Here is a 23,114-nt window from a genome sequence, read left to right as displayed (position 1 = left end):
GGTTGCCGTCCTACGGGCAGTTGACCCACTCGTCGGAGCCGTCGGTGAAGACCTGGCGCTTCCAGATCGGCAGCCGCGCCTTGGCCTCGTCGACCAGGCGCGCGCAGGCCGCGAACGCCGCGGCCCGGTGTGCCGTGCTGACCGAGGCGACCAAGGCGACGTCGCCGATGGCCAGCGTGCCCACGCGATGGGAGACGGCGACCGCGTAGACGTCCGGGTCGGTGGCGATCTCCTCGGCGACCTCGCGCAGCACCGCGGCGGCGCTCGGGTGCCCCTCGTACTCCAGCAGCGTCACCCCGCGGCCGTGGTCGTGGTCGCGGACCACGCCCTGGAACGACACCACGGCGCCGGCCCGAACGTCGGCGACGGCCTTCTCGTGCGCGGCCAGATCGAGCGGCGCGTCCAGCACCTCGCTGATGGCGATGATCCCGCTCATGGGCGCTCCTCAGTGATGTTCCCGGTCATGGGCGTTCGCCCGCGACCAGTGGTAGCGGGAGGAAGGGCACCAGGTCGCCGGGGGCGGCCTCGGTGCCAGGGCGGATGACGACGAAGCCGTGTGCGTTGGAGAGGCCGCGCAGCATCGCCGATCCGACGTGGCCGACGGGGGTGGCCACGCGGCCCGAAGGGTCGAGCCGGGCCAGCGCCAGGTGGGTGTCGTTGCCGCGGCCGCGGACCACCGAGGCCGCCTCGACCGTCGGCAAGGCCGGGGCGGGGCGGCCCTGCAGGCCGGCCAGCAACGGGGCGACCAGGGTGATCAGGGCGATCACGGCGGACTGCGGGTTGCCGGGTAGGCCGGCCAGGAAGCGGGGGCGTCCGTCCTCGCCGGGCACCCGGGCCAGGAGCATCGGGAAGCCGGGGCGTACGCCGACGGTGTTCACCACGTACTCGGCGCCCAGCTCGGCCAGTGCGGGGTGGAGGTGGTCGACCGGGCCGTGCATGGTGCCGCCCGTGGTGCAGACCAGGTCGGCCGTCCGGAGGGCGCCCCGGACGGCGGCGAGGTGAGCCTCCAATGTGTCCTGAACCGGGCCGGTGATCGCGGACGGGTCGACCGTCGCACCGTACCGCCGCAGCCAGGCCGGTACCTGCGGGCCCAGCGAGTCGCGGACCCGGCCGGCGCCCGGCGTGCCCGCGGTCAGCAGCTCGTCGCCGAAGACCAGCAGGCCGGCACGGATCCGCGGGTAGACGCTCAGCGCCTCGTACCCACAGGTGGCGGCCACGCCGATCACGGCCGGATCGACAGCCGTGCCGGGTGGGAGCAGCACCTCGTCCTTCGCCGCCTCCTCGCCCGGCATGCGCCAGTCGGGCACCGCGTGGCGGCGCGGCTCGCCGCTGACCCGGCCCTCACTGTCGCGTGTGGAGTCCTCGATGCGGACCAGCGCCGCGGCGCCCGACGGCACCATCGCGCCGGTGGCGATCTCGACGCACGTGCCGTCCTCGGTCAGCGGCTCGGCCACCCCGCCGGCCAGCACCCGGCCGACCGGGCGCCATGGCTGCGGGCCGCGCACGGCCCAGCCGTCGATGCTCGAGGTCGGAAAGGCCGGCAGGTCGGTCAGGGCGCGCAGCGGCTCGGCGAGCGTGCGCCCGTCGGCCTCGGGCAGCGAGATCAGCTCGGCCGCGCCGGCGGCCGTGCGGCCGGCCGCGTAGGCCAGGGCCCGGGCCTGCTCCCAGCCGACCGGGGTGGTGTCGTCAGCGCTCACCGGTCGAGCCTATCCAGCCCCACTGCTTTGGGGGTGGTCGCCGCCACGGATCTGGTCTACCGTGTGCCGGAGCAGGGGGCCCAGCACGGCGAGTCCGTCCTTCGCCCCGCCGGTTGATCCCGGCAGATTGACGATCAGCGTGTGGCTGGCGACACCGGCCAGACCGCGGGAAAGAGCCGCGGCGGGCACTTTGTCGCGGCTGTGCGCGCGGATGGCCTCGGCGATGCCGGGGACCTCGAAATCGAGCACGCCACGAGTCGCCTCGGGGGTGCGATCGGTCGGGGTCACACCGGTTCCGCCGCTGGTCACCACGACGTCAATGCCGTCGGCAACCGCCTGGCGCAATGCCTCGGCGACGGGTTCACCATCCGGAACGACCACTGGGTCTCCGGTCACCGTGCAGCCGAGCTCGCGCAATCCCGCGACGAGCCGCGGCCCGCTGGTGTCCTCGTAGATCCCCGCAGCGGCACGATTGCTCGCCACGATCACGCGGGCGGTGATGTCGCTCACGGCCGGTCCTCCGGGCGTACCCAATCGCCGGTCTTGCCGCCTTCTTTGCGCAGGACGCGGACGGCTTCGATGCTCGCCGCCGGATCCACCGCCTTGATCATGTCGATCATGGTGAGGCCGGCGACGGCGACCGAGGTGAGCGCCTCCATCTCGACCCCGGTGCGGTCGGCGGTCTTGGTGGTAGCGGTGATCTCGATCGAGGTATCGGTCAGGGTCAGGTCGACCTTGACGCCGTGCAGCCCGATGGGGTGGCAGAGCGGCACGAGATCGGGTGTCCGTTTCGCCCCCATGATCCCCGCGAGGCGGGCGACGGCGAGCGCGTCGCCCTTCGGAAGGCCGTCGCTCTGCAACAGGGCGATCACCTCCGGGGTGGTCACGACACGTCCGGCGGCAATCGCACGGCGTGCGCTGATCTCCTTGGCGGAGACGTCGACCATACGGGCGGCGCCGGCCTCGTCGACGTGAGTGAGCTGGGATTCGTCGGGCATACCAGGAGCTTATAGAAAGTTCATACGGCCGTGAGTTCGCACGGCCGCGATGAGCCGCGCACAATTTAAATGGCTAAACGAATGTCTGGCGCCTATGCGCTGGTCAGACATGTTGTGGATCACTCGGGAAATGGGCACTCGGAGGGTGAGAACTAAAGCACGGAGTGCGATTTGGACACTGCGGCCATAACGGTATTCCAGATAGCTCTGAGTTTCCATTCCTAAGCACTGAGTAACGAGCAGACAGGCTGTTATCACTTTCTGCTCATACCGACACAAAACACTATGAACCTGGGTGAAAGCCAAATACCTTTCTGGTCGTCGCGACGAACACACGCACTTCCGCCGCCGAGATCAGCAGGGAGAGGGCCATGCGCAAGAGCCAGGAATGGGACTGAAGCCATAGGTGCGCGAACGGGCGCGGGGTGCTTAGGCTTGAGCCCGAAGCGACGGCTTCGATGCGCTCAGTGACAGGACCCTTTGATGCCCCCCACTAGCTCCAACGACGACGCGACCGATCGGCAGCTTCGGCTGTTCGTCGGTCTCGTCGTCGTTCTGGCGCTCTGTGGGGCCGGCCTGGTGGTCGCCTTCACCGCCGCGCGACCCGCGGCGCCGACCAACTTCGCCGTGGTGGGGCTGATCTTCGTCGCCACCATCCTCGCGAGCTGGCTGCGCGTGCGCTTCCGCGTCCTGTCCAGCCAGGACGTCACGACCTGGGTCGAGGTTCCGGTCCTCATCGGACTCGCCCTGGTTCCGGGCCCCTGGGTGATCCTCTCGACCGCCTGCGCCATCGCCGCCCTGCGCGTCGCGCGGCGCCGGCCGCCCCTGAAGGTCACCTGGCAGGTGGCGAAGGACAGCCTTTCGGCTTCGGCCGCGGCCGGGGTCTTCCTGGCTTTCGGGGTGGTGCCCGACGCGAGCCATCCGCCGTTCGCCGCCGGCGCCGTCGTGGTGGCGATCTGCGCGATGGCGGTGATCGACCAGGTAGCTTTCATTCCGATTATGGCGATTTCATCGCATTCTCGGTTGCGTGACGTGGCGACCCGCAATCTGGACGTGAAAATTGTCGGATATGTCGTTCGACTCGTCGCCACGCTGGTGACACTCGCGCTGCTCGCCTACAACGGTGATCCGCTTCTGCTGCTTCTGCTGCCGTTGATCGTGGCGTGTCTTCAGCTCTGGCAGTCGGGCCGGGTGCGTACCCGCGAAGAGCGCGACTCCTGGCAGCGCCTCGCCGAGGCCACCGACGCCCTCAACGCCGTCGACCTCACCCAGGTGCTGCACTCGGCGGTCTCCCGGGCCGCGGTCATCTTCTCGGCCAGCGAAGCCGAGATCGACCTCGCCGTGGCCGGCACCGACGACCGGGTCGTGATCGGCTCGGCCAGTGGCATCCGGCACGACGGTTCGCCCGGCACGGCCAAGAACAAGCACCGCGGCGAGGTCACCACCGACCTGATCGCGCACGACGGCACGCTGCGAGTCGGCGTGCTGCGGCTGCGCTTCGGCGGCGCGGTCAAGCTCACCGAGTTCGAGCAGTACAAGCTCAAGACCTTCGCCTCGGCGCTCTGCACGGCCATTCGCAACGCTTCCGCGTACGCCGAACTCGCGCGGATCAGCGCCCAGAACGCGCACGACGCGGCCCACGACGCCCTCACCGGCCTCGCCAACCGCCGCCACCTGTACGACCGGGCCACCCGCCACTTCTCCGGCGACAGCGACGACGGCGTGGTCGCCCTGCTGCTCATCGACCTCAACCACTTCAAAGAGGTCAACGACACGCTGGGCCACGCCGCCGGCGACGCGGTGCTGCGCAAGGTGGCCCGCCGGCTGAGCACCGCCGCGGCCCCCGGTGATCTGGTCGCCCGGCTCGGTGGCGATGAGTTCGCGATGCTGCTCACCAACCTGCCGACTCCCGCCATGGCCGGCCACCGCGCCGAGACGGTCCTCGCCTCCCTCGACGAGGCCATCGAGGTCGAGGGCATGCAGCTCACCGTCTCGGCCGCCGCCGGCATCGCGCTGGCGCCCGGCAGCGGCGGCGTCAACGAGCTCATGCGCCGCGCCGACATCGCCATGTACCAGGCGAAAAAGGCAGGTCAACCTACGGCTACGTACGCGCACGCGAGCGACACCGCCGACGTCGAGCGGCTGGTGCTCAGCAGCGAGTTGCAGCGCGCCATCGCCGAACGCGAGTTCGTGGTCGAATTCCAGCCCATCGTCGACCTGGGCAGCGGCGAAGTGCTCTGGGCCGAGGCCCTGGCCCGCTGGCAGCACCCCGAGTACGGCTTCCTGACGCCCATGCAGTTCCTCGAGACGGTGGAGCGCTCCGGTCAGCTGCCCGCCTTCGCCGACGCCGTCCTCGAGCAGGCTCTCGACGCGTCCAACCAGTGGCGCGAGGCCGGCTTCGACATGCCGGTCGCGGTGAACGTGTCACCCCGCAGCCTGCTCGACCCGAGCTTCCCCGAGATGGTGCTGGCCCGGCTCGGCCGCCACCAGGTGTCGCCCGAGATGCTGGTCTTCGAGCTGGCCGAGACGCTGACGCTCACCCAGCTCGAGGTCGTGCGCAGGGCACTGAACGATCTGAGTGAGGCCGGCGTCCGCCTGGCCCTCGACGATTTCGGTACGGGCGTGTCCCCGCTGTCCGTTCTTTCGCACATTCCGGTCAGCCAGCTGAAGATCGACCGGGAGTTCGTCAGCACCGTGCAGACCTCCTCCGAGGCGGTCGCGGTCATCCGCTCCACGGTCGACCTGGCCCGCAGCCTGCACCTCACCGTGATCGCCGAAGGGGTGGAGAGCGAGCCGCAACGGCTCTCGCTGTGGGAGCTGGGCTGCGTCGCCGGGCAGGGCCACCTCTTCGCCCGCTCGATGTCGGCCGATCGGTTGCTGGCCACCATGCAGCGGGGCACGGGCGGGCGTACGGGCGCTCTGGCCGCCTCATTGCACGACGGCGGCGCGGTCGTCCGCATGTCGCGGCGGCGGCCCGGCTCAACAGGGAGATCTTCTCTGCCACACTTGCCCGCGTGAGTGGCGAAACAGCAGCTGAGGACCGTGGTTTTCGGGAGTACGCGGTCGATGCGGCCCTTTACGCCCTCTCCGCCGCCTTCGCGCTGTTCACCGCGACGTCCTCGACGCTGCTGCCCCATCGCGCCTGGGGTGCCATAGCGGTCTGGGCCTACGCCGGCGCGTTCCTCGCGGTTGTCGCGCAGCTGATCGCGTACCGCCGCAAGCTCCTGAAGAGCGGAAGAGTCGCACTCACCTGGATCACCTGGGTGACCGCGGCCCTGGTGCCGCTCGTCGTGCAGGCCGTGCAGCGGGCCGGCGGGCGCGTCGATCGCGCTCAGGAGGAGGTGCTGGTCGTCGAGCGGATGGGCGAGCGGCTGCTGCACGACGGCACGCCCTACCTGAGCCGCGACGCGATCGCCGCCCTGCCGCTCGACGAGCGGTTGATGGGATACAGCCCCTATCAGCCCGGAATGGCGGTCTTCGGGCTCCCGCGCGCGATCGTCGGCGACTACTGGTGGACGGACGCGCGCGTCTGGTTCGCGGTCGTCACCGCGGCCGCGCTGATCATGGCCATGCGGTTGTTGCCGGAATCGCCATGGTCCGTACGGGCGCTACAAGCAGTCACCGTTCTCCCGATCTGCGCGCTCACCCTGGCCACCGGCGGCGACGACATCCCGGTGCTGGCACTCTGCCTCCTCGCCCTGGCCGCCGCCGCTACCGATCGTTACGGATGGGCCGGAGTGGCCGTCGGCGCCGCCGCTGCGTGCAAGCTTTTCGCCTTACCGGTCGTGGCCGTGCTGATCGTGCTGGCGATCGTCACCAAACGCGCGGGCCGGCTGATCCCGGGCGCGATCGCCCTGCCGGTCGTCGTACTCATTCCGCCGTTCCTGGTCAACCGGGACGCCTTCCTGGAGAACGTGATCCGGTTCCCGCTCGGGCACGGTCTCGTCAAGAGCCCCGCCCAGTCGCCGTTCCCCGGCCATCTGATCGCGGAACACCTGCCGGCCGGGCGTTTCGTCGCTCTGGGCTTACTGGTCGCGGTCGCAGGCATTATTACGGTACGCATTCTGATGCGCCCCCCGCGCACGGCGGCAACCGCGTCGATGATCTGCGGGTGGGGCCTGCTGGCCGCGATCCTGCTGATGCCGACCACCCGGTTCGGTTACCTGCTGTATCCGGTGGCCTTCCTGATCTGGGGCCTCGCACTGCGCGGTGCACACAGGAACCACACAGCGTTTAGTGCCCCGACGGATGACACAGCCTTGTACCGTCTGTGAGATGCAGATGACCTGTCCGAAGTGTCACGGCGAGATGCGAGTGTACGAGCGCAGCGGCGTCACGATCGACCAGTGCACCGAGTGCCGGGGGATCTTCCTCGACCGCGGTGAGCTCGAGAAGCTCTTCGACGCCGAGTCGTCCTACAACACTCGCCAGGCCCCTCGTCCCGCGGCCGCCCCGCCGCCGCCCGCACCCCACGCGCCGCAGCCGGGCGGATACGCGCCCCCGCCGCCGCCTCCCGCGTACGGGCAGCCCAGCCACGGATACCCGGCCCCGGTGCCCGGTTACGCCCCGGCCCCGGCTTACGGCCACCACGGCCACTACCGGCACGGCGGCCACCACGGCCACTACCGCAAGCGCAAGGGCTTCCTGCACGACTTGTTCGACTAGGACCGCGTTTCCCCTCACCGCCGGGCCTCCCACGGCCCGGCGGTGAGCCGCGCCCATCGCCGACGCTTCCTCGCCAGCAAGCCGCCCCACCTTCAGCCGCCGCTCCGGCCCCCTCCGCCGTTGCTGCAGTGCCGCCCACCTTCAGCCGCTGCCGCAGTGCCGCCCGCCTTCAGCCGCTGCCGCAGTGCCGCCCGCCTTCAGCCGCTGCCGCAGTGCCGCCCGCCTTCAGCCGCTGCCGCTACTGCCTCTGCCACTGCCGGTCGGCTGCTCTTCTGCCGCTGCCGCCGTCCGCGCCGCTACTGCTGTTCCGACCGCCTTCAGCGCGCTACCGCCGGCCCGCGCCGCTACTGCTGATCCGGCCGCTTCCAGCGCGCTGCCGCTGCCCCTGTTCTGCTGCCGCTGCGCGCCGGCCGTCGCCGCTTCCGCTACTGCTTCGGAGCGCCTTCACCTGCCGTCGCTCGGCCCGCCGCTGCCGCTGGGATTGTTTCACCAGCCGCCGCCGAGCGCCCGTCGTTCCAGGCCGCCGCAGTACGCCCGCCGTTCCGGGCCGCCGCCGCGCGCCCGTCGTTCCGGGCCGCCGCCGCGCGCCCGTCGTTCCGGGCCGTCGCCACGCCGATCCACTGCCGCCGCGGGTACGCCCAAATGCTTCACCGGACGCCCGGCCACCGCCACGCCGGTCCACTGCTGCCGCCGGCACGCCCACTCCTTCCGTGCGCCGAGGGCCGCCGCCGCGCCGGGGCTCTGCTGCCGCTGCGGGTTTCACCAGGTGCCGTTGTCGTGTACTCGTCGTTCCGGGCCGTCGCCGGTCAGCAGGTTGACCAGGGCCTCGTCCAGCGTGGCGCCCGCCATCCATTCGCCGGCCTGGTCGAGCACGAAGACGCGGCCGCGCTCGTCGATCGCCACCACGGCGTCGTCGCCCTCGACCCCGATCGGGAACAGGTCGGCCCCGATCAGCTCGCCGAACTCGGCCAGCGCTCCCGCCGCGTACGCGCCGGGCACCGGGTCGAGGCGCAGCAAGCGGACGGCCCGCCGTGTGCCTGGGCCTCGGCGGCCGCACCGTACGCCGGCGAAGTCCGCTATCGCTCGTTGTGCCTCCTCGAACGGGCGTAAACGGTTCTCGCTGATCTCCACGGCTCGTGCCACCAGCGCCGGCTGATCGACCGGGCCGACCCATCCGCCGCCGGCCAACGTTCGCGCCACGTCGTGCGGGAATCGGCCCGGCTCCGGTACTCGCTCCGAGCCGTGCCGCCACTCGGTGGTGAACGCCAGATCCGACCAGGGCAGTACGGCGAAGTCGACCAGTACGGCGATGCATGTCTCGCATGGGCGGCTCTCCGTGCCGCCCAGGGGATCGCCCTGGTCCCGTACGAGGAAAGCTTCGAAGCGAGAGCCGAGCAGCCAGGCCCGAGCCTCGTCGAGGGTGATCTCCGGACCTCGGGAGTGGAGCGCGTCGGAGAGCGCGACCAGCTCCGCGTGCCGGTCCGCGCCGCGTACCCGGCCCGCCGGATCGGCCTGCTCCAGGCGTGCCCGCACCAGCGGATGGTGGTTGATCTCCTGGTCACCTTTGGCTCCCTGCGCGCGGAAGAGCCGGTCGCCGGCGGTCAGGTGCGCCACCGTGGTCGGTGTGGGCGAGCGGCGGGTCAGCCGCAACAGCGAGATGGCCGGATCCACCGTTCCCGGTGGCAGCGGGCGCCGGGACCGGTAGACGGCCGCGATCTCCTCGGTCGGCACGCTCGGCCAGGTCGAGAGCACCCCGGTCTCCCGGTCGATCACCGTGCGCGCGCCGTCACCCGGCGCCGGCAGCACGGTCGACGGCGGACGTGCCCAGATCACGTACCCCAGATCGAACTCCGCGATTTCCGGCTCGCCGTCCTGGCCGCGCGCCCAGCGTGCGGCGATCTCTTCCGCTTCGGCTCGGGTGATCGCCATCCGTCCGCCCTCCCTCGCTTCTTCGTGTGAACCCATTGGATCGCCACGACGTTCACGGATTGAAGCTAACCGACCACGCAAAGTGCTCGAAGGGTGGCGACGATGGCGACGACCGCGAACCGCGAGGCGAACCGGGATCTGCGGAACCGGCTCGAGGAGATCCATGGGCGGTACGCGCGGCTCCGCTCCGATCTGGACGCGCTCCAGCATCGGCTCGAATCCCTGCGGGTCACCGCCGCCTCGCCCGACGGCCTGGTTCGCGCAACCGTCGGTCCGCGCGGTGAACTGATCGACCTCCGCCTGACCCGGCGCGCGACTCGCAACATGGACAACGAGTACGTGTCCCGGACCATCGTGGCCACCGTCCACAGTGCCGGCGAAAAGGCGCGGCAGCAGGTGCGGACCCTGATGGCCGACTACCTGCCGGCCGACTCGGGATCGCTGCGCTATCTGGCCGACAACGATCTCGGCTCGCTGCTCGGCCGCTCCGACGAGATCGTCCAGGACGTGGTCGGCCGCCATGGATGACCAGCGCCTCCGGCTCGACGCCGGCGACACCCTCGAGGGCTCGCGTTCGCTGACGGCGGCCGGCGAGGACCTCACCGCCCGCCGCAACCACGCGGGCGCCGAGATCGCCGCCGCCACCGCGGCCTCACCCTGGGGCCGCGACGAGTACGGCCAGTCCTTCGAGCGTCAGTACCACCCGGTTGAGCAGCAGGTTCTCGACGCCTGGCGATTGATCGCAGCCCACGTGGCCGGACTCGGCGAGGCGGTCGCCAAGTCGGTCCACGAGAACCTCGGGGCCGACGCCGACGCCGCCGGGCGACTCCACCTTCACCGGAGCCGATGATGAGCGTCCTTCCCAGCCCGGTGCCGCATCCGCTCGAGTTCAGCCCCTTCGACATGCCCGATTGGGCGTACACGGCGCTGGAGTGGGTGGTCGGCTTCGACTGGCCGGCCGGCAACGAGGTCACCACGTGGGACGTCGCCGACCGTTGGTATGCCCTGGCCACGGCCCTGATCGAACCGAACGACACCGCCTTCGGCGCGGTCTCTCAGATCCTTTCCGGGTACGAGGGTGCCGGCGCCGACAGCTTCGAACAGGCCTGGCAACGACTCGCGGGCGACGAGAGCGCGCCCCTGAATGCCCTGCTGCACGCGTCGCATCAACTCGGCGGCCTGGTGGAGGGCGCGGGCCGGGATCTCGAGGCGGCCAAACTCGAGGCCTGGATCGAGATCGGCATCTTCCTGACCGAGCTCATCGGCATGGGCATCACCGTGATCCTCACCCTGGGCGCCTCGTCCCCGGCCGCCGGCGGCTTGATCATGGCCACCCGGCTGGCCATTCAGCAGATCTTCCGCAAGCTCGTCGAACAGCTCGGCGCGAAGGCGCTCAAGCGGACCGCCACCCACGCCATCAAGCAGCTGGGCACCAAGGAGGGTCTGCGCAAACTCGGTCACGAGGCGCTCGACGAGGGCTTCGACGAGGCGCGCGAGGAGCTGGCGACGAACGGCGGCATCCAGGCCTACCAGCAGACGACGGGCCGTTCGGACGGTTTCGACCTGAACGACCTGCGCACCTCGGCCGTCGCCGGTTTCGCCGGCGGTGCGGCGTCGAGCGGCGCCGGCCTCGGCTCACACGGCCACGGCGGTGTGGCTCGGGGCGCCGGCGGCGAGGTCCTGGCCGAGTTCGGCGCCGCGGCGGCCTTCGGTCAGCTGCCCGATGCGGGCGATCTCGCAAAATCCGCGACTTCGGGCGCGACCGGGTCGGCGGTGCATTCCCTGCCGTCCAATTTCGCTTTCTTCGGTGGTACGCCGTTGAGCGCACCCGAAGGCAGCCTCACACCGAACCTTTCACCGGCGATCGAGGGCCCCACCGTTTCGCCACCCTCTTCGTCACCTGTTTCATCACCAGTCGTCTCGCCGGCTGATGCCATCTCGCCTGTTTCGTCGCCAACGGAAGTCCCGTCCGCTGTTGCACCGAGCACGGACCTTTCACCGTCCGATCCATCGCGCCCGGAATCCCCGTCGAACTCCTCGCCGACTCCTCTGGCGCCTGGGGATCCCTCTTCGCCGGCGGATACCTCCTCGCCGGCTTCTTCGCCTGCGGGTACCTCCTCGCCGACGTCTTCGCTTGCGGATACCTCCCAGCCGACGTCTTCGCCTGTGGATACCTCCCCGCCGGCGTCTTCGCCTGCGGCTCTTTCCGGGCCGGTCCCAGCGGCGCCCGATCCGGCTGCCGGCACCGTCGAGCCGGTCGCTACCTCGGGCCCCGGCACGGCCTTCGACTCCACGCCCCCGTCGGCACCCGGCCCGGAGTCATCCGCGCTGAACTCTTCGGCGACGCCCAGCCCGGACCCGGCTCCCGCTTCGGTTCCGTCGCCCGTATCCCCGCCCACGTTCGCCTCCACGTCGGGTACCGATCTCGCCGGGCCGCCGCCACCCGCCGTACAAACGCAAGCCTCTTTTTCGTCCCCGCCGATGGCTGGCGCGGGAATGACTCCCTGGGTATCGGCCCTGCCTCGGCATCCCGGCCCGCCGGCCACCGGCACCTCCGACCTCCCGGACCGGCTGCCGCCCGGCACGACCTGGCGGGCACCACTGTCCGACCTGGACCGGATCGCGGACGCTCTCGGCCCCCGCCCGGCCGCATCCCGTCGGCGCCCACCCCTGCCCCTCGACCGGACCCCCACCACCCACCGGTATTTGAGCAGCTCGGAAGCCTCGCTCCTGGATCGGGCGCTCGCTCCGCCGTCGCCCCTCTCCGACCGTCCGCGCAGCCGGCCCCTGAACGCCCCGGTGGATGCACGCCCGTACATCAATCGCGTCCCTGCCCCTCGCCGCCCGGCGCCCGTCGTCGCGGCACCGCTGCCGAGCAACCTGGACAACGCACCGCGCCGCCCGCTGCCGCCGCCGGACCCGGCCCGCGCCGAGGCCGCCTACTTCGGCTACGCCGACCACGCCCGTCGCACCCACGAACTGAACCGGCGCGAGGAGTACGTCAGCTACCTCAACCAGATCGCCGACGACAACCGAGCCAAGATCCTCGACCTCGGTCGCCTGGCCGACGACGCCGACCGCTCCGGCTTCACGCTCCGCGCCCGCGACTACCGCCACCAGGCCGTAGAGCTCAGCGAGGTGGTAGCCGAGATCGATGCCCAAACGGACCAGATTCGCACCGGCGCGCTGGCCCCCGACACCGTCGAGGTCGACCCGCCGAACTGGGCCCGCATCAACCGCGACGTCGGCGACCTGGCTCCCGGCGGCGTCAAGACCGACAACCGTTCCGCCCTGACCGGCACCACCGGCCCGTCCCCCATCGACGCCACCCGCCGCTACAACTCGGTCGGCGGCCTACGCCCACCTTTGGCCATCCACCAGGTCGACTTGGAGAACGCCGTCCCCCGCGACCGCGACGGCCGCCCCACCCGCCTACCGGACCCGAGGGCAGGCCACTGGTTCCGCCTGGCCAACGACGGCGGACCCGCCGCCGACCCCACCCGAGGCCTGAACTGCGTAGACGGCGTCCTGTCCCTTTTCGACACGTACATTCACGGACGCCCCCGGGTAGCCGCCCCACGCACCTTCGACACGTACGCCCACGGCGACCCGACCCGCCCCCTGGGCGGCGAACTGACCGGCGTAGACCGAATCCGCCAGGCCACCGGCGGCGACTTCCAGTCGCTCTGCCCCAACGTCGGCCGAACCCCCGCCGCCGAGGCCAAACAGGCCATGGACCTGGCCTTCACCAACTTGAGCAACCACCTGCTGAACACAGGCCACGGAGCCTTCGCCTTCCTCATCACCGACCTGGAGGCCGGCGGCTGCCACTCGTGGTCAGCCATCAACCACAACGGCACGGTCCTCTTCCTGGACCCCCAGATAGGCAAACTCTCAGAAACCCACCCCTTCTATCACCACGCCGGCACCCCGGCCCCCACCAACATCACCTCAATGGACGCCTTGGTGGTAACCGCCAACGGCACCCCATCCCCACTCCCACACCACGGCCCCGGCCAGTGGTCCACCACCCCAACCGGCACCGACAGCCCTCTACCAAACGAATCACCGGAGGCCATTGCCGAGCGGGAGGCTTTCGAGTCCCTGCCGTTGGCGGAACGGACAACGCTGAACGACTCCTACGGTCGGTCGCTCGCGATCGCCGACCGAGTGTTGGATGACATCAGCCGGGTAGTCGCCGCTTTGCCATCTATCGCGGATGGCCACGGCCCCCGCATCGTTGACGAGCAACATCGCGCTAAGACTTCGCACTCTCTGGCCAGGGCTTTCCTTCAGCACGCGCCTGTCTTCGACACCACCCTGGACGAGTTCATCTCTCAGCAGAAGGACCTCGTACGTTTCTCGATCGAGGTTCCGCCGGCGGGCTACGGAAGGACTGTCGCCGACGTGCTGCACGCTTTGGGTGCGGCAGGTTACTCAGTCAAGAAAATCCTCAGCTTCTGGGGCGACGGGGTCGGCCGACACAACGGCTTGAACGTCTCCGTGACTGATCCGAGCGGCCATCTCCTCGAGATCCAATTCCCCACCCCTCTCTCCCGAGCGGTCGGGAAGGACACGCACAAGCTCTACTCTCGAGTGCGGAATGATCAATTCAGCCCGGCCGAGAGAGTGGAGGCCCTACTTGAGATCTTGTCGATCAATCTCGAACGCGGCCTGCCGCAGAATCAGCCTGCCGACCTGGATGTGCTGAACCGAATTTCGCCCGTTGTCCGTAAGAGCACCGGTCTGGCCAGCTGGATAGCCTCGAATCAGGGCACATGGCGCGCCTATGTCGGGATGCTCGAGGCAAACGACGACTCGCTCGACCAGGTTCTCGCCCGGCACAATCTCAGGTACAGCGACGTGATGAATCCATACCCACGATCAGGAACGGATCAGCCATGACGGACGCCCCGTTCCACTACACCGCGGTCTTCAAGCCTGACCTCGCCGGGACACCGACGAGCGTCATCGCCTACCAACCGCTGCCGGGAAGGCCGCTCCGAGCCGTTCTCTGGAGCTGGCTGCACAAGGCGTGGGTTTCTGCGCCGGGAACAGCGGCCGGCGTGCTTTACGACGATGAGAACTTCGAGCGCCTGCGCAGCGTCGAGCGTGCGGACGCTGAGCAGATTTCGCGCGAGGCACTCCACGTCGAACTGCCGTCTGAGGCGGATCTCAACGCGATGGCCGACGAGGGGGAACGCATGGGCTGGAGATACGGGCCCCCTCGATCGTGAGGCTTTAGACGATTGCCATGTCGACGAAGCGGGAGAGGTGTAGCTGGGCGGCGACTGTGATGGTGTCGGTGGGGCCGTTTCGGTGTTTGGCGACGATGAAGTCGGCCTCGCCTGCTCGGGGGGATTCCTTGTCGTAGTAGTCGTCGCGGTGTAGCAGGATCACGACGTCGGCGTCCTGTTCGATGGAGCCGGACTCGCGCAGGTCGGACAGCTGGGGGCGCTTGTCGGTGCGCTGCTCGGGGCCACGGTTCAGTTGGGACACGCCGATCACCGGGCACTCGATCTCCTTGGCCAGGAGCTTGAGGCCACGGGACAGCTCGGAGACCTCCTGCTGACGGCTCTCGGTCTTTTTCGGCGAGCTCATCAGCTGGAGGTAGTCGATAACCAGGAGCTTGAGGTTGTGGCGCTGCTTGAGGCGGCGCGCCTTGGCCCGGATCTCCATGAGGTTCATGTTGGGGGTGTCGTCGACGAAGATCGGCGCCTCGCTGATCTCGCCCATGCGCCGCGCCAGCTTGGCCCAGTCGTCGTCGGTGAGCTGGCCGGAGCGCAGCACGTGGAGCGGCACGCGCGCCTCGGCCGACAGGAGCCGCATCACCATTTCGATCTTGCTCATTTCGAGGGAGAAGATCGCACTCGCGCAGTTGCTGCGAATAGCGGCATTACGGGCGAAGTCCATGCTGGCCGTCGACTTACCGAGACCGGGTCGCCCGGCCACGATGATCAGCTGGCCCGGGTGCAGACCGTTGAGCAGCCGGTCGAGATCGGAGAAGCCGGTCGGGATGCCGGCCATGCCACCGCCGGCGGCGCCGATCGCCTCGATCTCGTCGACCGTGGGCTGCAGCATGTCGCCGATGGAGGCGAAATCCTCGCTGACGCGTTTCTCGGTGACGTCGTAGATCGCCTGCTGGGCGAGGTCGACGATGTCGTCGACGTCGCGGCCGCCGTTGCCGTTCGCGCCGTAGCCGAGCTGGACGATCTTGGTGCCGGCGTTCACCAGGCGGCGCAGGATGGCCCGCTCGCCGACGATGCGGGCGTAGTACGACGCGTTGGCCGCGGTGGGCACGCTCTCGATCAGGGTGTGCAGGTAGGGCACGCCACCGATGCGCTGCAGGTCACCCGAGTCGGCGAGCGCGGCGGCCACGGTCAGCGCGTCGGCCGGCTCGCCACGACCGTACAGATCGAGAATGACGTCGAAGATCGTGCTGTGGACCGGGCGGTAGAAGTCGTGGGTCTTGAGGATCTCGACCACGTCGGCGATCGCGTCCTTGGACAGCAGCATGCCGCCCAGGACACCCTGCTCGGCTGCCACATCCTGCGGCGGCGACTTGTCGAACCCGCCGCTGGCCGGCCCGTTGCTCGGCGGCCCTCCGGGACCGGACGGCCCTGAGCCGGAGGACCCGGATCCGGACTGCGGGCCCGGGGGGCGCGCCTCGTCGGTGATCGACACCCGGACCTCCTCCGCTGGCCGTCCGTGAACACACCCAGATCAAACCGCCGGGGTATGACACTTTCGGCTGAACTCCCCACCTTGATCAGGAAGAACTTTCCGATCAAGCCCGCGTAAGCGGCTGGACCACTGTACGAACCTGCTCGCCACCTGCCCAACTGCATCGGTGGACGAGTCTCGGGACAACCTGTGGACATCTCGCCTGAGCCTGTGGATATCCCTGTGGACATCTGTGGACAACTCTTCGACGCGGCACCGAACATGCCTTATCCATCAGGGATTACGCCGTCCCCAACTGTGGAGAGCAGAAAAACACCTGCACAAGTGCGAAAAGATGCCCCGCGTGAGCAAGCCGTCGCCCGGAGGCGTTGCGGTTCGCCCGTTGGCACGGCACGCTTTTCGGGTGGACCAACGGGAGTGGGACTACGGCGCCCGCATGTCGCGCGATCGGCGCGCTGCGGACTCGTGGGCCACTCGAAGTCCGGATTCTCCGGATTTCGCCGAGCCTGAGCAGAAATGGTCGTCTCTCACCGACACCGGCAGCATGCAGCCCAGCGCCGAGGCCCTCGACTGGCAGCGCCGGGCCGACGCGTGGGCGCAGCAGGCCGAGTCCGACCAGAGTGAGTCCGTCGAGCCGGCGAGCCGCTGGTCCGACGTAGCCTCCACCGGCCGGACCACCTTCCCGGCCGACGGCGTCGGCTGGCGCACCGAGACGGCCGAGTGGCGCGCAACCGGCGCCCGCTGGAAGCAGACCACCGAGTGGCGGTCCACCACCGGCTCCCACGGCTGGCGGTCCACGACCGAGGCCTGGCAGACCGGCGGCCGCGGCGAGTACCCGCCCGCCGCCGAGACCCCGGCGTCACAGCCGGCCATCTCGAGTACGGCCTGGTCGAGCAGCACCGACGAGCCGAGCGCGGACGCCGGCGCCCGCCCCGCCTGGCAGCAGTTCACCGAGCCCGACCGGCAGGACCCGCCGAGCTGGCAACGGAGCAACCCCAGCTGGCAGGAATCGAGCAGCTGGCAGCAGCCGTCACCCCGTACGCCCGCGGAAAGCTCTTCGTCCTGGCAGCGCGACGCCATCGAGGGCACCTGGAACGACACGGGAAGCACCACCGACGCGTCCTGGCTACGCTCCGACGACTCCCGCGACGACGGCCGCCACCTGGTGCGGGAGGACGACCGGGCCGCCTGGCGTCGCGGCGCTCAGCAGACCCCGGGCCCCGTCGGCCGCCGGCGCGCGCCCGAGCCGGGACCCACCGGCGGTTCGGGCTGGTCGACCGGTCGCTCCGAGAACGACACCTGGGACACCGACAACTGGGCCGGGCACACCGACACCGGCAACATTCAGTTGTACGGGGATCCAGGCACCTCGACGACCTCATCGTGGCGCGCCGACGAGCGCTCCCTGCCGTCGGCGCCGTACGAGTCGACCCGCCCCTCGCGGTATGACGAAACGCCGGGGTACGCCTCGGAGACGCCCGCGCCGCGCAGCCGCCGGGAGCGGGGACCCCGGTACGCCGACGACGACACCACCGGGCGCAGCGCGTCCGGTGGTGTCTCGGGTCTGGCCGACAGCGCCACGAGCTACCCCCCGGAGACCCGGTCCGCCCGCCGGGCCCGCGCCGCCCAGCCGGTGGACCGTGAGCGCGACGAGACGGCCACCTTCGGCGCGGTCCCCATGGATCAGGGCGGCATGCCCGCGCCCGGTCAGCCTCCGCGGGACGACCCGCGCCGGGGAGAGCCGCGCCGGGGCGGTCCGCGCCAGGCGCCCAAGGCCCGGTACAACCCCGGCACCGCCGACTGGCGTGAGCAGACCGCCTCGTGGGAGGCCGAGCCCGACACCAGCAGCTGGACCCGCGACCCCGACACGGGCCAGTGGAGCCGTTCCGAGGACGACCCCCGCATCCTGGCCTGGCGCCGCGAGGCCGCCCGCCGCGAGGCGATGGGTGAGGGCCCTCGCGCCCTCCCGGCTGCCCCGGCCGAGGCCGAGGAGAACGGCCAGGCCTTCGAGCCGCCGGCCCGGCACACCCCGCCGTCGCTTCCGCCCGCGTCGGCGCCTCGCAGCGGTACGCCATACGGCTACGGCGCCGCCCCGTCGAGCGCCACCCCTTCCAGCGCCCTCCCGAGCCGCGGCGGCTACCCCGAGGCACCCCGGCGTCCGTACGAAGACGCACCCGAGAGCGCCGCGTCTTACAACGACGCCCGCAGCGGCACCCCGTACGGCCGCGCCGGCTACCCGAACGACCCAGCGCCCACCGGCCGCCCCTTCGACGAGCCGTCGTCCGCGCCCCGCAGCGCCATGCCCTACGGCAGCGCAGCGTCCGCCCCGGGCCGCCGCGGCTACCTCGACGATCCCGCTCCCACCGACCGTCGCTCCTACGACGACCCGGCTTCCGCGCCCCGCAGCGCCACGCCCTACAGCAGCGCAGCCCCCGCCCCCGGCCGCCGCGGCTACCCCGACGATCCCGCTCCCACCGACCGTCGCTCCTACGACGACCCGGGTTCCGCACCACGCAGCGGCGTGCCTTACGGCGCTTTCGGCGGTACGGCTCCGCGCAGCACCCCGCCCAGCAGCGCACCACGCAGCGCTCCCAGCTACGGCGCGGCCCCTGCGGGCGGATACCCCGATCGCTATTCGGACACTGACACCCCGCGCTACTCCTCGTCGGCCCCGGCCAGCGGCTTCCCGGCCGAGTCACAGCGCAGCCTGCCGCCCGCCCCTGCACGCTCCGACGCTCCGCCGCCTTACGAAGGCAGGCTCTCCGGCTACTCCTCATCAGCGCCAGCCAGCGGCCTCCCGCGCTACTCACCGGAAGTCCCACCCGGTGGCGCTCCGCGCTACTCCCCGGCCGGCGACCTGCCCGCGGACATCCGGCGCCCCGTCGACGACATCGGCGGCCAGACCACGCGCTACCCGTCCGCCGACCTCGGCGGTTCTCCGCGCTACCCCACGCCGGCCCCGTCAAGCGGCCTGCCCTCCACCACTCCGCGCTACTCCGGCACCGCCCCGGCCAGTGGGCCGCCCACCACTCCGCGCTACTCCAGCACCGCCCCGGCCAGTGGGCCGCCTTCCGCCCCGCGCTACTCCAGCACCGCCCCGGCCAGTGGCCTCCCCGCCATCGCCCCGCGCTACTCCAGCACCGCTCCGGCCAGCGGTCTCCCCGCCGAAAGGGCCGAGTGGGCGGATAAGGCCGAGAGGACCGGATGGTCGGAGACCGCGGGGACGGCTGAGAGCCCGTACGGTGCCGGCCGGCGCCGCGCCGACGACCAGGAACCCCCCACGCGCCGTGGCATGCTCGACCCCACGGCGTACGCCCAGGAACCGCTGAGTTCCGACGCCTGGCGCCGTGATTCCTCACCCCAGCCGGGGTCGGGGGACGCGCCATGGTCGCCGGGCGGCACCACGGAAAGCAGACCGCGCCCCGAGCCCGGCGCTTGGCGTAATGCCGAGCGCGAGGAGCGGGCCAAGGGCAGCGCGTCCTACCGCGATGGCGGCGGTAACGACTGGCGGCGAGACCTCGCCGAGCAGAGTGATCTCGCCGAGGGGGAGTCCCGGCGGTACGGCACCTCGGATTACGTGCCCTTTCGGTCGAGCGGCTCAGCCGCCGTCGAGGGAACATCGAACTTATCCATGACGTCCACGTCGCTGATCTCGCCGGTGCCGCGAGAGCAGCGGGAGGCGTATCAGGGTCTTTCCGGCTCGTACGAGCGGCGCCCGGTCACCGGCGGCTATCCGACGATCCGGAAGAACGACCTGCTCGACCCGGACGACGAGGAGGATGCCGGGGAGTCGGGCGGCCCGCTGGCCGCCGTCGGCTACACCCTCGTCTGGTACGGCGTACCCGTCGTGCTGTTCGTCGTCTACATGGTCGTTTTCGGCGCCGACTCGCAGACGCACGCGCTGGACACGCTCTCCAAGGCGGCGCCGCAGTTCGGCATCTCGCTGGTCCTGAGCGTCCTCGTGGCGGTGGGCCTGCGCTTCATCAGCCACTCCTGGAAGGCGATCAGCGTCGGCCTGGCCGCCGCGGTCGTCGGCGGTGGTCTGGCCACCGTCCTGACCTCAGCCATCACCGGCAACAGCCTCAGCTGAGAATAAAAAACAGCGCGCCGGGACGAGTCCCAGCGCGCTGCCGAAAAGCTGCCTTACTTGGCGGCCACCACGTTCACCGGGAACGTCGCGGTCACCTCGGGGTGAAGCTTGACCTGCACGTTGTACGAGCCCGTGGTCTTGATGTGACCCGGGAGCTCGAGACGGCGACGGTCGAGCGACGGACCGCCGGCGGCCTTGACCGCGTCGACGATCTCGGCCGGGGTGATCGAGCCGAACAGGCGGCCACCGTTGCCGGAGCGCGCGGTCAGCGAGACCTTGAGGCCGGCCAGCTGGGCCTTGACCTCGTTGGCCTGGCCGAGGTCACGGATCTCGCGGGCCTCGCGGGCCCGCTTGATGACCACGACCTGCTTCTCGGCGCCCTTGGTCCACTGGATCGCGAAGCCCTGCGGCAGCAGGTAGTTACGGCCGTAGCCGTTCTTGACCTCGACGATGTCGCCCGGCGTGCCGAGACCCGAGACTTCCTGGGTGAGGATGATCTTCATATCGGTGATCCTCCTCAGCGCGCCGTCGCCGTGTACGGCAGAAGCGCCATCTCACGGGCGTTCTTGACCGCGCGGGCGATCTGCCGCTGCTGCTGCGAGGTCACCCCGGTGACCCGGCGGGCACGGATCTTGCCCCGGTCGGAGATGAACTTCCGCAGAAGCGCGGTGTCCTTGTAGTCGATGTAGGTGATCCCGTCCTTGTCGAGCGGGTTCACCTTCTTCTTCGGCTTGCGAAGCGCCGCAGCCTTAGCCATTGCTCTTACTCCTGAACTCGGTAAGCCCTTGAAACAAAGGGCTAGAAGGGAGGCTCGTCGTCGAACGAGGAGTTGCCGCCGCCCCCACCGGAGCGGTTGCCGGAGGCCGGAGCGGCCGTCGCCCACGGGTCGTCGAAGTTGTTACCTCCGCCGCCACCGCTGGACTGCTGCCGGTTGCCACCACCGCCACCGGAGGCGCCGAAGCCGCCGCCGGAGTTGCCCCCACCGGGGCCACCGCCGGAGCGGTTCATGCGCTGCACCTTGGCCGTCGCGTACCGCAGCGACGGGCCGATCTCGTCGACCTCGAGCTCGTAGACGGTGCGCTTCTCTCCCTCGCGCGTCTCGTACGACCGCTGGCGCAGCCGGCCCTGCACGATCACCCGAGCGCCGCGCTGCAGCGACTCGGCGACGTGCTCGGCGGCGTCACGCCAGATGTTGCACGCGAGGAACAGTGGCTCGCCGTCTTTCCACTCGCCCGACTGCCGGTCCAAGGTCCGCGGCGTGGACGCGATGCGGAACTTGGCAACCGCCGCACCCGACGGGGTGAAGCGCAGCTCGGGGTCGTCGGTCAGGTTGCCGACGACCGTGATGGTGGTTTCTCCTGCCATGATCTTCTCCTCGCCGCAGTTCTCGTTCGTTAGGAGGCTCCCAGAACCCCCTGACAAAAACGAGTCAGCGGGTCTCGGGCCGGATGACCTTGGTACGGAGGATGTTCTCGTTGAGCCGGAGCTGACGGTCCAGCTCGGCGACGGCCTCAGGGGTCGCCTGAAGGTCGACGACGGCGTAGATGCCCTCGGCCTTCTTGTTGATCTCGAACGAGAGCCGGCGACGGCCCCAGACGTCGAGCTTCTCCACCGAGCCACCCGCGGTCCTGATGACGTTCAGGTACTGATCGAGCGACGGTGCGACGGTGCGCTCCTCGAGCGAAGGGTCGAGGATCACCATGAGTTCGTAATGACGCAAGACGTTCTCACCTCCTGTGGGCTTAGCGGCCACGGTCTCTCCGTGGCAGGAGGTCTTGTGTCGTTCACAGCAAAGCCGTGGGGAGTTGACCCACGGCCGTCTGCGAACCGAGCAAGCATACCCACCTCGGGCCCTCTACCAAAAAGAAGGACCCCGTCGGTGGACGGGGTCCTTCCTGGTGGAGCCGCGGGGCGCCCGATCCGCATTCGCTGGGTGGGACCTGGGGAGGAACGACCACACCGATGAGGTTGGACGCGGCCGCCCCGCGGAGCTTTGTTCCTGTAGCTTACGCCGCTATTGCCCGATTTGCACGTTGCGACACGATTGCCCGAATAGTTGCGGCACCGACGCCTAGCACGCAGACCGCGGCGATCAGAGCGAGCAGGCCGATCGGCCCGCCGTCGCTCATCGGCCGCATCGCCGCCACCGGTTCCGCCGCGGCCACGTCGGCCGTGGTCACGCTGGGTGCCGCCGGTGCGGCCTCGACCGGATCAAGAGAAATTTGCGGTACGCCGGGAAGCAGCGCCCTCTCGTCACCAGGTGGCATGCCGGAGAACGCCGGGTTCGCGCTCCCCGCCGTACGGGAAAGGGCCTTGCCCTTGATTTTGGGTTTGGTCGCGGCTCCGCCGTGCGGCATCGACTGAACAGCGGCGGTCGCGGCCTGGGCCACCGCCGAGGTCCGCATCGTCGCCGGACGACGCGGGCCCGGGCCGGAAGCAGCGGATTTCACCCGCGAGGGGCGCTGTCCGGGGGCGGCGGAATCGGACATCATCGTGGTCGACGGCTCGTTCGAGCCGGACGGGGCCATCGACACCGGCTCGGGATCCGCCGACGACGGCGCCGGCTGCGGGTCGGGCAGCGTCGCGGGCGCCGACGGCGAGGCCGTGACCAGCATCGGAACGGCCTCGTCACCGAGTGGGCAGTTGGGCTTGAGGGTGACCGCCGTGGTGCCCCGCCGGAAGATCACATCGGTGGCCGAGTCATCCGGGAGCGTGCCCTTCGTGTCGCCGCCGAGCAGCAACTTCGCGGCGTACCCGGTCCGGTTGACCACCCGGATCGTGCTCTGCGCGGGCACCGTCATCGACTCGACGTCGGGCTTCGACCGGCAGGAGATGCCGAGCATGCCGCCGCCGGCGAAGGTCACCTGCCGGGCCCCCTCGGGGATCCGATCCGCGTTCGCGGTGCCGTTTACCAGCATCGGAGCGCCGAAGATCAGGCCGCCCAGCGCGAGCGCCGTCACCCGCTGTCGGAACTGCCGCGACATGCACCATCTCCCAGTTTCGTCACCGGCTCGTGCCGGTCCGTGAACGTGATCAATGGAGGTAACGAGC

Annotated in this window: 19 protein-coding genes; 8 read left to right on the top strand and 11 right to left on the bottom strand. The window is 70.2% G+C overall.

Going from position 1 to position 23,114, the window contains the following annotated elements; all coding sequences use genetic code 11:
- Positions 1-10: 10 nt before the first annotated feature.
- Genes ACGFJ7_RS42230 through moaC form a run of 4 tightly spaced genes read right to left on the bottom strand, consistent with a single transcriptional unit; the run spans position 11 to position 2,695 of the window.
- Positions 11-436 (bottom strand): molybdenum cofactor biosynthesis protein MoaE, encoded by a 426-nt coding sequence (locus ACGFJ7_RS42230; RefSeq protein WP_360247869.1) that lies wholly within the window; start codon positions 434-436, stop codon positions 11-13.
- A 25-nt stretch (positions 437-461) separates the two neighbouring features.
- Positions 462-1,697 (bottom strand): molybdopterin molybdotransferase MoeA, encoded by a 1,236-nt coding sequence (locus tag ACGFJ7_RS42225; RefSeq protein WP_392647716.1) that lies wholly within the window; start codon positions 1,695-1,697, stop codon positions 462-464.
- Between the two features lie 9 nt (positions 1,698-1,706).
- Positions 1,707-2,231, bottom strand: a complete 525-nt coding sequence (locus ACGFJ7_RS42220; protein ID WP_360247873.1) for a MogA/MoaB family molybdenum cofactor biosynthesis protein — start codon at positions 2,229-2,231, stop codon at positions 1,707-1,709.
- Complete coding sequence (gene moaC, locus ACGFJ7_RS42215) at positions 2,204-2,695, bottom strand: cyclic pyranopterin monophosphate synthase MoaC (protein ID WP_097325428.1); 492 nt, start codon at positions 2,693-2,695, stop codon at positions 2,204-2,206. Before moaC ends, ACGFJ7_RS42220 begins: the two co-directional genes overlap by 28 nt.
- A gap of 483 nt (positions 2,696-3,178) precedes the next feature.
- Between moaC and ACGFJ7_RS42210 the strand changes: the two genes are divergently transcribed.
- Genes ACGFJ7_RS42210 through ACGFJ7_RS42200 form a run of 3 tightly spaced genes read left to right on the top strand, consistent with a single transcriptional unit; the run spans position 3,179 to position 7,360 of the window.
- A complete protein-coding gene (locus ACGFJ7_RS42210; RefSeq protein ID WP_392647712.1) occupies positions 3,179-5,713 on the top strand; it encodes a putative bifunctional diguanylate cyclase/phosphodiesterase in 2,535 nt (844 codons plus the stop codon).
- Positions 5,710-6,969, top strand: a complete 1,260-nt coding sequence (locus tag ACGFJ7_RS42205) for a glycosyltransferase 87 family protein (RefSeq protein ID WP_392647709.1) — start codon at positions 5,710-5,712, stop codon at positions 6,967-6,969. Before ACGFJ7_RS42210 ends, ACGFJ7_RS42205 begins: the two co-directional genes overlap by 4 nt.
- A gap of 1 nt (position 6,970) precedes the next feature.
- Positions 6,971-7,360, top strand: a complete 390-nt coding sequence (locus ACGFJ7_RS42200) for a zf-TFIIB domain-containing protein (RefSeq protein ID WP_392647707.1) — start codon at positions 6,971-6,973, stop codon at positions 7,358-7,360.
- 759 nt (positions 7,361-8,119) lie between these two features.
- Here the strand turns inward: ACGFJ7_RS42200 and ACGFJ7_RS42195 are convergent.
- A complete protein-coding gene (locus ACGFJ7_RS42195; protein WP_392647705.1) occupies positions 8,120-9,289 on the bottom strand; it encodes an SUKH-3 domain-containing protein in 1,170 nt (389 codons plus the stop codon).
- A 102-nt stretch (positions 9,290-9,391) separates the two neighbouring features.
- On the opposite strand from ACGFJ7_RS42195, the gene ACGFJ7_RS42190 reads away from it, so the two are divergent.
- The 4 genes from ACGFJ7_RS42190 to ACGFJ7_RS42175 are packed head-to-tail and all read left to right on the top strand — an operon-like array spanning position 9,392 to position 14,526.
- Complete coding sequence (locus ACGFJ7_RS42190) at positions 9,392-9,817, top strand: YbaB/EbfC family nucleoid-associated protein (RefSeq protein ID WP_360247882.1); 426 nt, start codon at positions 9,392-9,394, stop codon at positions 9,815-9,817.
- Positions 9,810-10,139: a hypothetical protein gene (locus ACGFJ7_RS42185; protein WP_360247884.1), complete on the top strand. Its 330-nt coding sequence runs from the start codon at positions 9,810-9,812 to the stop codon at positions 10,137-10,139. Before ACGFJ7_RS42190 ends, ACGFJ7_RS42185 begins: the two co-directional genes overlap by 8 nt.
- A gap of 20 nt (positions 10,140-10,159) precedes the next feature.
- Positions 10,160-14,194 (top strand): toxin glutamine deamidase domain-containing protein, encoded by a 4,035-nt coding sequence (locus ACGFJ7_RS42180; RefSeq protein ID WP_392647701.1) that lies wholly within the window; start codon positions 10,160-10,162, stop codon positions 14,192-14,194.
- Positions 14,191-14,526: a hypothetical protein gene (locus ACGFJ7_RS42175; protein WP_392647698.1), complete on the top strand. Its 336-nt coding sequence runs from the start codon at positions 14,191-14,193 to the stop codon at positions 14,524-14,526. The genes ACGFJ7_RS42180 and ACGFJ7_RS42175 overlap by 4 nt, the downstream gene beginning before the upstream one ends.
- A gap of 4 nt (positions 14,527-14,530) precedes the next feature.
- Here the strand turns inward: ACGFJ7_RS42175 and dnaB are convergent, their stop codons facing one another.
- Positions 14,531-15,973, bottom strand: coding sequence for a replicative DNA helicase (gene dnaB / locus ACGFJ7_RS42170; RefSeq protein ID WP_360247890.1), 1,443 nt, complete (start codon positions 15,971-15,973; stop codon positions 14,531-14,533).
- 403 nt (positions 15,974-16,376) lie between these two features.
- On the opposite strand from dnaB, the gene ACGFJ7_RS42165 reads away from it, so the two are divergent.
- The gene (locus tag ACGFJ7_RS42165; RefSeq protein ID WP_392647695.1) at positions 16,377-20,063 is read left to right on the top strand and encodes a hypothetical protein; all 3,687 of its coding nucleotides are present in this window, start codon (positions 16,377-16,379) and stop codon (positions 20,061-20,063) included.
- Between the two features lie 53 nt (positions 20,064-20,116).
- Here the strand turns inward: ACGFJ7_RS42165 and rplI are convergent, their stop codons facing one another.
- From rplI to ACGFJ7_RS42140, 5 genes are all read right to left on the bottom strand, one after another.
- Positions 20,117-20,566, bottom strand: coding sequence for a 50S ribosomal protein L9 (rplI, locus tag ACGFJ7_RS42160; protein ID WP_360247894.1), 450 nt, complete (start codon positions 20,564-20,566; stop codon positions 20,117-20,119).
- A 14-nt stretch (positions 20,567-20,580) separates the two neighbouring features.
- Positions 20,581-20,820, bottom strand: coding sequence for a 30S ribosomal protein S18 (rpsR, locus tag ACGFJ7_RS42155; protein ID WP_007073789.1), 240 nt, complete (start codon positions 20,818-20,820; stop codon positions 20,581-20,583).
- Positions 20,821-20,861: 41 nt separating this feature from the next.
- Entirely contained in the window at positions 20,862-21,428 is a 567-nt protein-coding gene (locus tag ACGFJ7_RS42150) for a single-stranded DNA-binding protein (protein ID WP_360247896.1), read from the bottom strand.
- 64 nt (positions 21,429-21,492) lie between these two features.
- Entirely contained in the window at positions 21,493-21,783 is a 291-nt protein-coding gene (gene rpsF / locus ACGFJ7_RS42145) for a 30S ribosomal protein S6 (RefSeq protein ID WP_097325510.1), read from the bottom strand.
- Between the two features lie 286 nt (positions 21,784-22,069).
- On the bottom strand, positions 22,070-23,047 hold the full coding sequence (locus ACGFJ7_RS42140) for a hypothetical protein (protein ID WP_392647691.1): 978 nt from the start codon (positions 23,045-23,047) through the stop codon (positions 22,070-22,072).
- Positions 23,048-23,114: the final 67 nt, after the last annotated feature.

It is taken from the genome of Actinoplanes sp. NPDC048988, from assembly GCF_043197815.1.
Lineage (GTDB): Bacteria > Actinomycetota > Actinomycetes > Mycobacteriales > Micromonosporaceae > Actinoplanes.
Note: the sequence above shows the minus strand (reverse complement) of the source record. Positions and strands in the feature narration are given on the sequence as shown.